Origin of the sequence: Sphingopyxis sp. BE235, from assembly GCF_031457175.1 — a bacterium.
GTDB lineage: Bacteria > Pseudomonadota > Alphaproteobacteria > Sphingomonadales > Sphingomonadaceae > Sphingopyxis.
In genome coordinates, this window is record NZ_JAVDWC010000003.1 from 499,732 (window position 1) to 513,519 (window position 13,788).

Below are 13,788 nucleotides of genomic sequence, written 5' to 3' on the forward strand. Positions count from 1 at the left end.
TTGTGAGGCCGTCCATTCGGGCTTAGCCTTGGAGACAAGGGATGGGAGTCAGATATGCGGGCAAAACTGCGATATCGGTCAGGGGTCGGCGCCATTTTTTTGGTGCTGCTGTCGAGCAGCGCTGTCGCCGCGGCCTGGCAAGGCGTGCCGAGCGAAGGCGACAAGGCCTTTGTCCCGGCGCCGGTCGCCGAACCGGCGCTGCCCGCTCTCCCCGAACGGCCTGTGCTCGATACCCGCAGCTACCCCAAGTGCCGCGAGGATTATAAAAAGATCGACGCGCCGTTCGACAAAGCGGCTGCGATCAACCGCTGCACGGTGGCGATCGACACCTATTATACGCAAAAGATGCTTCCGTATCGCGAGGCGATGATCGTCTATCAAAACGCGTTGTCGTCGCTTTATACGGCCAGGGTCGGGGGCAATATGCGCTATTCCCCGGCGACCCAGGACCGTTTCTATAAAGCCGTGATGGCGGAACACGCCGCCTCCGATCCCGAGGGCGCGAACCTCGCCGCCTATCGCGGGCTTGAGGCGCAGTATCAGACCGATCGCGCCTATCTGGCCGACCGGTTCTGCTTCAACACCGGCTGCAACGGCTATCCGGTTCCCGCCTCCGCCGTCAAAGTCGCCGCGCCCGAAGCCACAGGGACGCCGTCCAAAAAGAAAAGCGACGAGACGAAGCGCGCCAGCAGCGACGCCCCCGATCCGAAATGCAAGCGCGCGCGCAAGCGGGGCGGCGCGCTGGGCGGGCTGCTCGGCGGTGTTGCGGGCAGCGCCGTGGGGCTCAAGGGCGTGGGTACGCTCGTGTCGGGACTGGTCGGCGCAGTGCTCGTCGCCGAAATCGCCTGCCAGCTCGACGAAAAAGAGCAGAAAGTCGCCGCCGAGGCGACCATGGCGGTCACGAAAAAGGAAGAGGTCGGCGCGACCGCCAACTGGACGAGCCCGACGCGCGAAGGCGTGGCGGGATCATCGACGATCACCGCGCTCAACACCGAGCCCAACGGCAGCAAATGCCTGTCGATCACCGACATTGCCATTGTCGAGGGCGAAGAGACGCGCGTCTCGAAACGCATGTGCCGTTCGAAACCGGGCGAACCCTATAGCATTATGGCCTGACGGCGGCGTTGCGTTTGCACCGCAAGGGGATTAGCGCAGGCGCGATGGACGTCTCCGACCTTCGCATCGCCCTGTTCAGCGGCAATTATAATATGACCACCGACGGCGCGAACAAGGCGCTGAACCGTCTGGTCGGCTATCTTCAGGACCATGGCGCCGCGGTGCGCGTATATTCGCCGACCGTCGCCCACCCCGCTTTCGAGCCGACGGGCGATCTGGTCAGCGTGCCGTCGATCGCGATTCCGGGCCGCAGCGAATATCGCGTTCCGGTGTCCTTTTCGTCGCGCGTTCGCGAAGACATCGTCAATTTCGCGCCCAATATCGTCCATATCTCCAGCCCCGACCGCGTCGCGCGGCAGGCGGCGGCGTGGGCGCGGCGCCGGCGGCTGCCGGTCGCCTGTTCGGTGCACACGCGCTTTGAAACCTATGTCCGCTATTATAATCTGTCGTTCCTCGAACCCGTTATGGTCGCCTGGTTGCGCAAGCTTTACCGCAAATGCGATGCGCTGATCGCGCCGTCCGAAAGCTTTGCGCAGGTGCTGCGCGAACAGCGGATGAACTACGACATCGGCATCTGGACCCGCGGCGTCGAGCAGTCGGTTTTCAATCCCGCCCGCCGCGACATGGCATGGCGCCGCTCGCTCGGGATCGAAGACGATGTGCCCGCGATCGCCTTCCTCGGCAGGCTGGTGATGGAAAAAGGGCTCGACGTCTTTGCCGACGCCATCGACGTGCTTCAGCGGCGCGGCGTGCCGCACAAGGTTGTCGTGATCGGCGAGGGTCCCGCGGGCGAATGGTTCGAATCGCGCCTGCCCAACGCCAATTTCGTGGGTTTCCAGGGCGGCGCGGATCTCGCGCATGCGCTCGCCTCGTGCGACATCTTCTTCAACCCGTCGGTGACCGAGACGTTCGGCAATGTGACCCTCGAAGCGATGGCGTGCGGCCTGCCAGTCGTCGCGGCGCGCGCGACCGGCAGCGCCAGCATCGTCAAGCATGGGCAGACCGGTTACCTCGTCGCGCCCGGCTCGATCACGAGCTTCGCCGACCATCTCGAGCGCTATTGCCGCGATATCCAGCTGCGCGCCGAACATGGCGCGGCGGCGGTGCTCGAAAGCGGCTCCTATCAGTGGGATGCGATCAACCAGGCGGTCGCCGACACCTATATCCGCCTGATCCGCCAGAAACAGCGGCGCCGGAGCTGAGTGTCCGATGGCCGGGGACCTGTTCGGCGAGGATGCACCGGCGCAGCGCGAAGGCGCCGCCACCGGGCCCGTGCCGCTCGCCGAGCGACTGCGTCCCCGCACGCTCGCCGATGTCGTCGGGCAGGAACATCTGACCGGTCCCGAAGGCGCGATCGGCCGTATGGTCGCGGCGGGCCAATTGTCGTCGATCATCCTTTGGGGTCCGCCGGGCACGGGTAAGACGACGATCGCGCGGCTGCTCGCCGAAGCCGTCGGTATGCGCTTTGCGCCGCTGTCGGCGGTCTTCTCGGGCGTCGCCGACCTCCGGCAAGCCTTTGCCGATGCAGAGAAGATGGCAGCGGCGGGCAAGCGCACCCTGCTGTTCGTCGACGAGATTCATCGCTTCAATCGCGCGCAACAGGACGGCTTCCTGCCCTATGTCGAACGCGGCACCGTCGTGCTCGTCGGCGCGACGACCGAGAACCCGAGCTTCGCGCTCAATGCGGCGCTGCTGTCGCGGGCGCAGGTGCTGGTGTTGGGCCGTTTGGGTGAAGAGGCGCTGGCAACGCTGGTCGAGCGTGCCGAGGCCGAGGTCGGACGCAGCCTTCCCGTCACCGACGACGCCAGAGCGGCGTTGATCTCCAGCGCCGATGGCGACGGCCGCTTCCTGCTCAACCAGGTCGAAACCTTGTTCGCGACGGCGATCGATGCGCCGCTCGACCCCGCCGAACTCGCGCAGTTCCTGCATCGCCGCATGCCCGTCTACGACAAGGATCGCGACGGCCATTATAATCTGATCTCGGCGCTGCATAAGGCGCTGCGCGGATCGGACCCGCAGGCGTCGCTCTATTGGCTCGCGCGCATGCTCGTCGCGGGCGAGGAGCCGCTTTATGTCCTGCGCCGAATCGTCCGCTTCGCGAGCGAAGATATTGGCCTCGCCGACCCGCAAGCGCTGGTACAGTGCCTCGCCGCCAAGGATGCCTATCAGTTCCTCGGCTCGCCCGAAGGCGAACTCGCGATCGTGCAGGCGTGCCTCTATTGCGCGACGGCGCCCAAGTCGAACGCCGCCTATGCGGCACAGAAAGCGGCATGGGCGGCGGCACGCGAAACCGGCAGCCTCGCGCCGCCCGCCAATATCCTCAACGCCCCGACCAAGCTGATGAAAGACTTGGGTTATGGTGAGGGCTACAGCTACGACCATGATGCGCCCGACGGCTTTTCGGGCGACAATTATTGGCCCGACGATATGGCGCCGGCCGATTTCTATCGCCCCGTCGACCGCGGTTTCGAAAAGCGGATCGCCGAACGCCTCGCCTGGTGGGACGAACGGCGCCGCGCGAAGGGCTGACGCCGGCCTTGCCTCGATGGGCGCATGAGTATAGTTTTGGGACAAGTCGGGTCGCGCCGGAACTGGGGTAGTCATCATGGCATTGGCGCTTGTCCTTGCCGCTGCAGCGACACCGATCCTGTCCTGTCCAGGCGGCACGATTGAAACCAAATGCACCGCCGCGGAGGTGACGGCGAAGATCGCGCTGACCCGCGCGCGCGTCACCAATATCGCGCAGCGATGCCTCTACGACTTCGGCGGGAAATGCAGCGTCGAAGCGAGCGGGCGGATCAACGGCCGCGATCCCGGCACCAGCTTGCTCTGGCAGAAAATGCTCCTCGCGCCGCGCGACGGGCCGCAGGCGCGGATGCTTGTGCTGCTGTCGCAGGACAAGGCAGGGAAGGCGGCGCTTGCGGGGTTCGCCGAAAGCTCGGGATCGATCGGGACGCCCGATCTGGTGGTGGACGATGGCAAGCGCCGGCTGATCCATGTCGGCGGCACGCTCGCCGGCAGCGGCGGCGGCAACGCCGATGCGCTGTTCGTCAGCGACGCCGCTGCTCCCAGATGGCGCCGCGTCGACCTGTCCGACTGGTCGGAGCAAGGCGGCAAGCTGCTGCCGACGGGCTATTGGCTCCGCGGGCCTGCGCAATTCGCCTTCGACGAGATGTTCGCTTTGGTGCCTGTGGCGCGCGACGGCGACGGCGAGTGCTGCCCGCGCGGCGGCAACGCCTTCTACGATCTCGATATTCAGGGTGACCGGCTGGTGTTGACGCGCCTTCGCTTCCAGCCCATGCAGCCACTGGGGCGCGACATAGAGGTCACCGCCGGGACATTGGAAGACTGATCTGCACCGGGATATGGCGCTGACTTTCGACAGCTGGGACGATGTGGTCGCGTTCGCGTGCGCGCTTCCCGATGTCGAAATGCTTTCCTTTTATGGCACCCCCTGTCCGAAGCTCAACGGCAAGGCGCTCGCCTCGCCGGGGCGCGAGTCCGGCAGCTTCGCCGTGATGTGCAAGCCCGACGAAAAGGAAATCCTGCTTGAAACCGATCCCGACACCTTCTGGCAAACCCCGCACTATGAAGGCTGGCACGCGCTGCTCGTCCGCTTCGGATCGGACGATCCCGATCGCGTCGCCGATGTCATCCGCCGGGCCTGGTGGGATCGCGCAAAGAAAGCGCAGCGGCAGGCTTTCGGCGATCGCCCCTGACCTGCTGCGCGTCCTCGGCGTTGCGCTCCTTGCCGGTGCCGTGCCCGCAGCGGCGCAGGCGCCGAAGCCCAACGCCGAACTGAACCGCGCCTGGGCGGCGGGCTATCGCGCGGCCTTCGTCTGCTCCTCCTTGTGGAACGGCGCGGGCAAGCCGGTCGAGGCGATCGAACGCGACGAACTCACCGGTATCTACCCCGAGATCGAGGCCGATGTCCGTACGCTGAAGGCCGATGTCGACGCCGGGGCGAAGCGGGTGAGCGTGCGCTATCGCGACGACATGCCGCCGCGGATTGCGGAATGGAGCGGGCGCGAGGGCTGCGTCACCCTGCCGATCGGCGCGCAGCGGGCGGCGATGCCCGCCACCGACCGCCGCGCTCACCTTGACGCCCGGCCGTGGCCGATCGGCGACAAGGATGCGCGCCGGCCGGTGCCAAAGAGCAAGAGCCGGTTCGCCGACACGGCCACAAACATCGACAGTTTCGGCGGCCGCACCAGTTCGCTGCTGATCGTCAAGAACGGCCGGATCGCGTTCGAACATTATTGGGGCGGGCACGATATCCACACCGCGCAGCGCACTTTCTCGGTCGCCAAATCGATGGCCGCGACCTTGATCGGCCATGCGGTGCAGCAAGGCTCGATCGACGTGACGAAGCCCGCGTTGATCGCCGAATGGCAGTCGCCGGGGGACCCGCGCGCGGCGATCACGACCGAGCAACTCATGCGCATGGCGAGCGGGCTGACCAGCGACACCGCGGGCAACCGCAGCGATGCCATCTATATGGGCGGCGCATCGGTGCGCCAGTGGACCACGCAATGGCCGCTGCTCAACCCGCCGAACACGCATTATCGTTATGCGAACAACGACACGTTGCTCGCGACTTTGTCGCTGAAGACCGCGCTGCAAAAGGCGGGTACGCCGCTCGATCCCGCCGCCTTCTTTGACCGGCTCGGCATGACGCGTACCTTCGTCGAACATGACAAGGACGGCGATTATATCCTGTCGAGCCAGGTGTGGACGACGGCGCGCGACCTCGCGCGGCTTGGCCTCCTCTATCAGAACGACGGGATGTGGCAGGGCGAGCGCCTGCTCCCCGCCGACTGGCGCCGCTTCGTCACGACGCCCAGCGGGCCGCAGCCCGACGGCGCGTTCGGCTATGGTGCGGGCTTCTGGCTGCTCAATAAGTCGGAGGGCATCCCCGCCGATGCCTTCGGCGGCTTTGGCAACCGCGGCCAATATGTCATCGTCATCCCGTCGCGCGAACTGGTGATCGTGCGGCAGGGTTATGACGACGACAAGACCCGGCTCGACATCGCAAAGCTCGTCAAGGCGGTCGTCGCCGCCGACAGCTGATTATTCGAAGGGCGGGTAGCGCTCGAACGCGGGCAGGCCGTTCAGCTTTTCCATCCAGCCGATGCGCTCGGCGGTCTGGATCTGCGCCTGCGCGGGGATGAGGTCGGGATCGTCGAGCGTCGCGGTCTGCACGTCGATCTGGCCCGGAAAGATCGCCTCGTTCGAATAGAAGAGCCCGGTGCCGCAATCGGCGCAGAAATGGCGGCGGCCATGCTCGGACGAGGCGTAGACCTTCGCCGTGCCATCGATCTCGATCTCATCATTCCCGACGAGCGCCCAGCCGACGAGCGGTGCGCCCGAATGGCGGCGGCAGTCGCTGCAATGGCACAGCGCATGATGCTGGACCGCGGTGGTCATCGAATAGCGGATCGCGCCGCAATGGCATTGGCCGCTGGCACGGGGGGCTTGCTCGCTCATCACTCTCTCCTCGTGGAATCGAATGGAGAACATAACATAAACATATGCGCCGTGACAATGGCGGTGCCGGCCAAAATCGGCTTAGTCGCCCAGATCGACCTGATGCTGCTGCGCCCATGCCTCATACTGGCCGCGCGGGTCGGATGACGGCTGGGCCAGGATCGCCGCCATGTCGGCGCGCAGCGCGCCGAGGTCGAGCGAACGGATCATCGCCTTCACCGGGCCGACGCCGGCGGGGGTGATCGACAGGCGTTCGATGCCGACGCCGAGCAGCGCCATCGCCTCGAGCGGGCGGCCGCCCATTTCGCCGCACACGCCGAGCGCGACCTTCGACCCCGATACCGTCCGCACGACGCGCGCGAGGTAACGCATGACCGTTGGCGACAGCCAGTCATAGCGTTCGGCGAGCCGCGGGTGCGCGCGGTCGGCGGCGAACAGGAACTGCGTCAGGTCGTTGGTGCCGACCGACAGGAAGTCGAGGTGCGGCAGCATCAGGTCGAGCGTTTCGAGCAGGCCCGGCACTTCGAGCATCGCACCATAGCGGATCGCGACCGGCAATTTCTTGTTGTGGCTCGCAAGCCACGCCCGCTGGCCGACGAACAGGTTGCGCGCGGCTTCATATTCCCACGGCTCGGACACCATCGGGAACATGACGTTGAGCGTGCGCCCGGCGGCGGCTTCCATCAGCGCGCGCGCCTGGACCTTCAGCAGTCCTTCGCGCTCGAGCGCCAGGCGCAGCGCGCGCCAGCCCATCGCCGGATTTTCTTCCTGCGCGCTGCCCTCGACATTCATATAGGGCAGCGCCTTGTCGCCGCCGATGTCGACGGTGCGAAAGATCACCGGCCGGTCGCCGGCGGCGTCGAGCACGTCGCGATAGAGCCGCTGCTGGCGGTCGCGCGAGGGCAAGGTTGCCGACACAAGGAACTGGAATTCGGTACGGAACAGCCCGATCCCGCGCGCGCCGGTCAGGTCGAGCGCGGCGACGTCTTCGCGGAGGCCTGCGTTGATCATCAACTCGATCGGTACGCCGTCCTTGGTGACCGCGGGCAGATCGCGCAGCGACGCGAGGTTGGCGCGGCGCTTTTGCGAAATCTCCAGCTTGGCGTCGAACGCATCCTGCACCGCCTGCGTCGGCCGGACGTGCACCGATCCCGCCGCCGAATCGAGCAGCAGCAAATCGCCTTCGCGGATCGACGCGCGCACGTCGGCGACGCGGCCGATCACCGGCACCCCCATCGCGCGCGCGACGATGATCACGTGCGCCGTCAGCGATCCTTCCTCGAGCACGACACCCTTCAGGCGGCGGCGGTCATATTCGAGCAGCTCGGCGGGGCCGAGGTTGCGCGCGATCAGGATCGAATCCTGCCGCAGCCCGCCCATCTGCGCCGCGGTGCCCATCTGCCCCGATACGATGCGGATCAGCCGGTTCGACAGATCTTCCAGATCGTGCATGCGGTCGCGCAGCAGCGGGTCGTCGATCTGGCGCATCCGCATCCGCGTGCGTTGCTGCACGCGCTCGATCGCCGCCTCGGCGGTCAGACCGCTGTCGATCGCCTCGTTGATCCGCCGCGACCAGCCCTCGTCATAGGCGAACATCTTGTAGGTCTCGATGACCTCCTCATGCTCGCCGCCGACGCCGAAATCGGCCGAGCTCGCCATGCGGTCGATCTGCTCGCGCATCTTGTCGAACGCGGCATAGACGCGGTGGCGTTCGGCCTCGGTATCGTCGGCGACGGTGTGCTCGATCGTGATGCGCGGCTGGTGGAACACCGCGACCCCCGCGCCCATGCCGTCGACCAGCTTCTGGCCGTTCAGTCGCTGCGCCGACTGATCGGCGGCGGCGGCGTCGGTGCGCGCGGCGGTATCGACCAGGTCGGCGTTGGCGATCAGTTCGGACAGCACCATCGCGACGGTCTGCAGCGTTTCGATCTCGATATCGTCATACCGGCGCGGATCGCTGTGCTGGACGCAGAGCACGCCGACCGCGCGCTCGCGGCGGATGATCGGCACGCCGGCAAAGCTGTGGAACAATTCTTCGCCGGTTTCGGGGCGATAGGAAAAGTCGGGGTGCGCGGCGGCTTCGTCGAGGTTCAGCGTCTCGATCTGGTCGGCGATCATGCCGACCAGCCCTTCGCCAAGGCCGAGGCGCGTGACGTGCACCGCCTCCTGCTTCAGCCCGCGGGTCGCATAAAGTTCGAGCGCGCCATCGCGCAGCAGGTAGATCGAGCAGACTTCGCTATCGAGGCATTCGCCGATAATTCCGACGACCTGATTGAGCTTGCCCTGCGCATTGGAACGCGATGCCATGACCTCGTGCAACCGGGTCAGGATGGTGCGCGCCGACTGGGCGGCCGACGAGGGCGGTGGCGGGGCGTTGGTCATCGCAATCCTGCTAACAGAAGGATGCGGTGCGCGCCAATACCCCGCGCGCGATTGTCGAATTGATTCCGATGCCGTTCGAAGCCGGCGTCAGTGGTTACCCGGCGGAACAGTCACGGAAGCGGTCGGTCCGACCGGCGATACTGGCGCCGGGGTGTTCATGATCGCCGGCCGCGGCGCATATTTCGCATCCCACGCGACGGCGTCGACCTGATACTGGGCATAGGCTTGATAAAATTCGTTGAACGGCTCGTCGAGCCGCGCGAGATGTGCGGGTGCCTGTTCGACGAGCTGCGCGGTCGGGGTCGACGACACGACCTGCGCGATCTCGTTGGCGCGGGCGCAGAAACCGCGCTGCGCCGGCGGCTGTGCGAAATAGTTGAACAGCTGCGTCGACAGGCGGTCGCGCGGCGCGATGCCGTTGTTCTTATTTTCCTTGCCGAGCTGGGTGATGACGCTCTTCTCGGTCGACTTGATCACCTTGCCGTGCGTCTTGATGATGTTGTTGTACGCCGAAATGAGCGTCGTTTCCTCGAGCCCGCGGCAGCCGATCGCTGCGACGTTGAGGCCGATCTTGAGCTGCCAGAAGGCACGGTCGCCGGTCACGCCGCTGTTCGCGGTGACGAAGCGCCCGTCGATCCCGCGGCCGGGCAGGATCTGCGTCACTGCAGCATTGCCTGGCGGCATCGGGCGCGGCGGGATGACGACCGCGACGGGCGGCGGCGGGGGCGGGGGAGGCGGCGGGGGCTTCGGCGCACAGGCGGCGACGCTCGCCAGCAGACCGGCTACGATGATCTTACGCGACAAATTCATGACCCACTCCCCATCCGCATATCATGCGGGATCAACCCCGAGCGTGCAACGCCGCTTCGGCCTGTTGCACCAGAGATGCGACGATTGCTGCGGCGCTCTCTTCTTCGGATACCATACCGACAGATTGCCCTGCCATTAACGAACCATTTTCGACGTCGCCGTCGATCACCGCGCGGCGCAGCGCGCCCGCCCAATAATGCTCGATTTCCAGCTGCGCTTCCATCATGTCGACGTCGCCCTTGTCGAGCTTGTTCGCGACTTCGCGCTGCTTGGCGGTGAAGGCTTCGGTCCCCGCATTCTTGAGCGCGCGGACCGGAATCACGGGCAGGCGCGGGTCGATCTGGACGCTCGCGATGGCTTCGCGCGCCGACGCGCGCATGAACGCCTTTTTGAAATTGGGATGCGCGATGCTCTCGGTCGCGCAGACGAAGCGTGTGCCGAGCTGGACCCCCGATGCGCCCATCTCCAGATAGGCGGCGATCGCTTCGCCGCGGCCGATCCCGCCCGCGACAAAGACCGGAACCTCATCGGCCAGGGTGGGCAGGATTTCCTGCGCCAGCACGCTCGTCGACACCGGGCCGATATGGCCGCCGGCCTCCATCCCCTCGATCACCAGCGCATCGACGCCCGAACGGACGAGCTTCTTCGCGAGCGCGAGCGTCGGGGCGAAACAGATGACCTTCGCCCCCGATGCCTTGATCGCCTCGAGGCTGCCTTTGGGGGGCAACCCGCCCGCGAGCACGACATGGCCGACCTTATGCTTCGCGCAAACGTCGATCAGTTCGAAGAGCTGCGGGTGCATCGTGATCAGGTTGACGCCGAAATTGCGCTTTGCCAGCGCCTTGGTCGCCGCGATTTCGGTGTCGAGAAGCTCAGGCGTCATCGCGCCGCACGCGATCACGCCGAACCCGCCGGCATTGCTGATCGCGCTGACCAGATGGCGTTCGGAAACCCAGCTCATCGCACCGCAGAGAATGGCGTAGTCGCTGCCGAGAAGCTCGGTTCCGCGGGCCATCAGATCGTTAATTTTGCTCATTGAGCCAGCCTTTGCCAGCACTGGGACTCGCGCGCAATCCCTAGCGTCGTTGCGCCGGTCCGCCTGTCGCACACTTGAATCCGTTCGCCGCGGTCCGTTTGGCGCAACAACCCAACCTTTCGGCGCAGAAAGCAAATCAATCATTGTCTACTAAATTACTTGGCATATGCTTGGCCGGCGAATCCACGAGGGAAAGGAAATATCATGAGCGCTATCAACGAAGTCGCCAAAGGCGGCTCCGAAGACGTGCCGCGCGCCATTCAGACCGTGCTCGAAGCACTCGACAAGCTGAAGTTCGGTGCGATCCAGCTGACCGTGCATGAGGGCCGTCTGGTGCAGGTCGATGTGACCGAGCGGCACCGCTACCCCAACTGAATTTTTGAGCTCCCAAAGGGGACATGCGTCCCCACCTGCCGCAGACCGGACCGCCGGATGTGGTGATTTCTTATGCAACAGGAAATGACCCATGACTGCGAAATATCCTTCGGTCCGCCGCCGCGTGCGGGCCTCGTCGCTTACCTTGTCCTTCTTGCTCGCGTGCGCCGCGACGCCCGCCGCGGCGCATGAGGCTGCGGCGTCCGACGATGCCGGGGCGGCAACGTCGGCGGCCGCTGACGATGCCGCAGCGCAGGCCGAGGGCGGCAGCTATGGCGGCGAAATCATCGTCACCGCACGCCGCCGCCAGGAAACCGCGCAGGACGTCCCGATCGCCATCTCGGTCGTCGCGGGCGAACAGATCGACAATACGGGCAGCTTCAACGTCGGCCGCCTGACCCAGCTGGCGCCGACCCTGCAATTCTACTCGTCGAACCCGCGCAACACGGCGGTCAACATCCGCGGCATCGGCGCGCCGTTCGGCCTGACCAACGACGGGATCGAACAGGGCGTCGGCATCTATGTCGACGACGTCTATTATTCGCGGGTCGCCTCCTCGACCTTCGACTTCCTCGATGTCGCGCAGATCGAGGTGCTGCGCGGGCCGCAGGGGACACTTTATGGCAAGAACACCACGGCCGGCGCGATCAACATCACGACCAACCAGCCGACCTTCGATTTCGAGGGCAAGGCCGAGGTCAGCATCGGCAATTTCAATTTCAAACAGGCGAAGGCCGCGATCTCGGGCCCGCTGTCGGACACGCTTGCGGCGCGCATCGCGGTGTCGTCGACCAGCCGCCGCGGCACGATCTATAACGTCACCAGCGACCGTTGGACCCAGAGCCAGGACAATATCGGCATTCGCGGGCAATTGCTGTGGCAGCCGAACGACGACCTCAGCGTTACCCTTTCCGGCGACTGGAACAAGCAGGACGCGGTGTGCTGCAGTTCGGTATTCGTCCGTACCGGCGCGACGCAGCGTCCGCTGAACCGTCAATATGCCGCGCTCGCTGCGGCGCAGGGCTATGTGGTGCCCAGCACCAATCCCTATGACCGGCTGACCGACCTCGACGCGAACCTCAATGCCGGCAACGAGATCGGCGGCGCGGCGCTGCGCGTTAAATGGGACATCGGCCCCGGCACGCTGACCTCTGTCACCGCATGGCGTTATTGGGACTGGCAGCCTGAAAACGACCGCGATTTCACAGGCCTGCCGATCGTCACCAAGTCGCAAAACCCGTCGCAGCAGGACCAGTATACGCAGGAATTGCGTTACAATTACACCGGCGACCGCTTCGATTTCGTGCTCGGCGGCTTCTATTATTACCAGCGCATCGACACGCAGGGCACCGAAGCGCACGGCCCGGCGTCGAGCCGCTGGACGCTCAACCCGACCAGCGCGCTCGCCAACAATCCGGCGGTGCTGAACGGGCTGACCGCGATCAACACCCAATATCTGAAGAACACCAGCGCGGCGCTGTTCGGGCAGGTCAGCTGGAAGGTCACCGACCAATTCACGATCCAGCCGGGCGTTCGCCTGAACTATGACAAGAAGGACGGATTCTATCAGCGCCGCGTCTTTGCGGGCGATGGCACCCCCGTCGTTTTCGGTCCGACCGACGCGATCACCGTCGCGCGGCTCGGCGTATTCGCGCCGCAGGAAATCTCGCCGTCGTTCAGCGACTGGAACTTCAGCTATGACCTGACCGCGACGTACAAGGCGACGCAGGATCTGCTGTTTTACGCCACCTATGCCAAGACGTTCAAATCGGGCGGCATCAACCAGAATGGCGTACCGAGCGACGCCGCGAACAACCCGATCCTCGACGCGGCGACGGTGAAGCCCGAATCGGTCAACCATTATGAAGCGGGCGTGAAAGCCGAATTCCTCGACCGCGAGGTGACGCTGAACCTCACCGCCTTTCGCACCGACATCAAAAATTATCAGGCCAATGTGAACAATGGCCAGTTCGGGGTGCTGCGCGGTTATCTCGCCAATGCGGGCAAGGTGCGGACGCAAGGCGTCGAGTTCGACTTTTCGGCGCGGCCGAGCGAACGGTTCCGTTCCTATGTCAACGGCGCCTACACCGACGCCAAATACAAGCGCTTCGTCGACGCGCCGTGCCCCCCCGAACTTTCGGGCGGCACCACGGTCGGCGCGGGGCAGACGCCGGGCGCGCCCGGCCGGCCGGGGCTCAGCCCCGCGAATTGCGACATTTCGGGCGAGCGCCTGCCGGGCGTGTCGAAATGGGCTTTCTCTTTCGGGGCCGAAGCGAACGCCGAATCGAAGCTGTTCGGGCAGGATGGCCAATTTTATCTGGGATATGACGGCAGCTACCGGTCGCGCTTCTCGTCGAACCCGTCGCCGTCGGCTTACACCTGGATCGAGGGCTATTCACTGTCAAACTTCCGCGCGGGTTTCCGCACGGAAAATGGCATCGACATCTTTGGCTGGGTCCGCAACGCGTTCGACAAGAAATATCTTGACCAGCTGAGCGTCGGGCCGGGCAACACCGGCCTGATCGTCGGTCTGCCGGGCGACCCGCGGACGTGGGGCGGGACGATCAAGGCGAGCTTCTGAG

The 13,788-nt window shown here is 65.3% G+C and carries 12 protein-coding genes; 8 read left to right on the plus strand and 4 right to left on the minus strand.

Annotated features, from left to right (window positions below; all coding sequences use genetic code 11):
- Positions 1-99: 99 nt before the first annotated feature.
- The 6 genes from J2X38_RS15985 (at position 100) to J2X38_RS16010 (ending at position 6,186) form a co-directional block, all read left to right on the plus strand.
- Positions 100-1,116, plus strand: a complete 1,017-nt coding sequence (locus J2X38_RS15985) for a hypothetical protein (RefSeq protein WP_310255383.1) — start codon at positions 100-102, stop codon at positions 1,114-1,116.
- 44 nt (positions 1,117-1,160) lie between these two features.
- Positions 1,161-2,318, plus strand: a complete 1,158-nt coding sequence (locus tag J2X38_RS15990; RefSeq protein WP_058537179.1) for a glycosyltransferase family 1 protein — start codon at positions 1,161-1,163, stop codon at positions 2,316-2,318.
- A gap of 7 nt (positions 2,319-2,325) precedes the next feature.
- Complete coding sequence (locus J2X38_RS15995) at positions 2,326-3,645, plus strand: replication-associated recombination protein A (protein ID WP_310255386.1); 1,320 nt, start codon at positions 2,326-2,328, stop codon at positions 3,643-3,645.
- Between the two features lie 76 nt (positions 3,646-3,721).
- Complete coding sequence (locus tag J2X38_RS16000; RefSeq protein WP_310255388.1) at positions 3,722-4,468, plus strand: hypothetical protein; 747 nt, start codon at positions 3,722-3,724, stop codon at positions 4,466-4,468.
- 13 nt (positions 4,469-4,481) lie between these two features.
- A complete protein-coding gene (locus J2X38_RS16005) occupies positions 4,482-4,835 on the plus strand; it encodes an MmcQ/YjbR family DNA-binding protein (RefSeq protein WP_310255390.1) in 354 nt (117 codons plus the stop codon).
- On the plus strand, positions 4,765-6,186 hold the full coding sequence (locus J2X38_RS16010) for a serine hydrolase (RefSeq protein WP_310255392.1): 1,422 nt from the start codon (positions 4,765-4,767) through the stop codon (positions 6,184-6,186). Before J2X38_RS16005 ends, J2X38_RS16010 begins: the two co-directional genes overlap by 71 nt.
- Here the strand turns inward: J2X38_RS16010 and J2X38_RS16015 are convergent, their stop codons facing one another.
- The 4 genes from J2X38_RS16015 to J2X38_RS16030 all read right to left on the minus strand — a co-directional run bounded on the left by J2X38_RS16015 (position 6,187) and on the right by J2X38_RS16030 (position 10,831).
- Positions 6,187-6,603: a GFA family protein gene (locus tag J2X38_RS16015; RefSeq protein ID WP_310255395.1), complete on the minus strand. Its 417-nt coding sequence runs from the start codon at positions 6,601-6,603 to the stop codon at positions 6,187-6,189. It lies immediately after the preceding gene.
- A gap of 81 nt (positions 6,604-6,684) precedes the next feature.
- Complete coding sequence (gene ptsP / locus J2X38_RS16020; RefSeq protein WP_310255397.1) at positions 6,685-8,985, minus strand: phosphoenolpyruvate--protein phosphotransferase; 2,301 nt, start codon at positions 8,983-8,985, stop codon at positions 6,685-6,687.
- Between the two features lie 87 nt (positions 8,986-9,072).
- On the minus strand, positions 9,073-9,795 hold the full coding sequence (locus J2X38_RS16025) for a hypothetical protein (protein WP_310255399.1): 723 nt from the start codon (positions 9,793-9,795) through the stop codon (positions 9,073-9,075).
- Between the two features lie 31 nt (positions 9,796-9,826).
- Entirely contained in the window at positions 9,827-10,831 is a 1,005-nt protein-coding gene (locus J2X38_RS16030) for a nitronate monooxygenase family protein (RefSeq protein WP_137893436.1), read from the minus strand.
- A gap of 204 nt (positions 10,832-11,035) precedes the next feature.
- Here J2X38_RS16030 and J2X38_RS16035 point away from each other — a divergent pair, with 204 nt between their 5' ends.
- Positions 11,036-11,206: a YezD family protein gene (locus tag J2X38_RS16035; RefSeq protein WP_081940683.1), complete on the plus strand. Its 171-nt coding sequence runs from the start codon at positions 11,036-11,038 to the stop codon at positions 11,204-11,206.
- Positions 11,207-11,297: 91 nt separating this feature from the next.
- The gene (locus tag J2X38_RS16040; RefSeq protein WP_310255403.1) at positions 11,298-13,787 is read left to right on the plus strand and encodes a TonB-dependent receptor; all 2,490 of its coding nucleotides are present in this window, start codon (positions 11,298-11,300) and stop codon (positions 13,785-13,787) included.
- The last annotated feature ends 1 nt before the right edge of the window (position 13,788 follow it).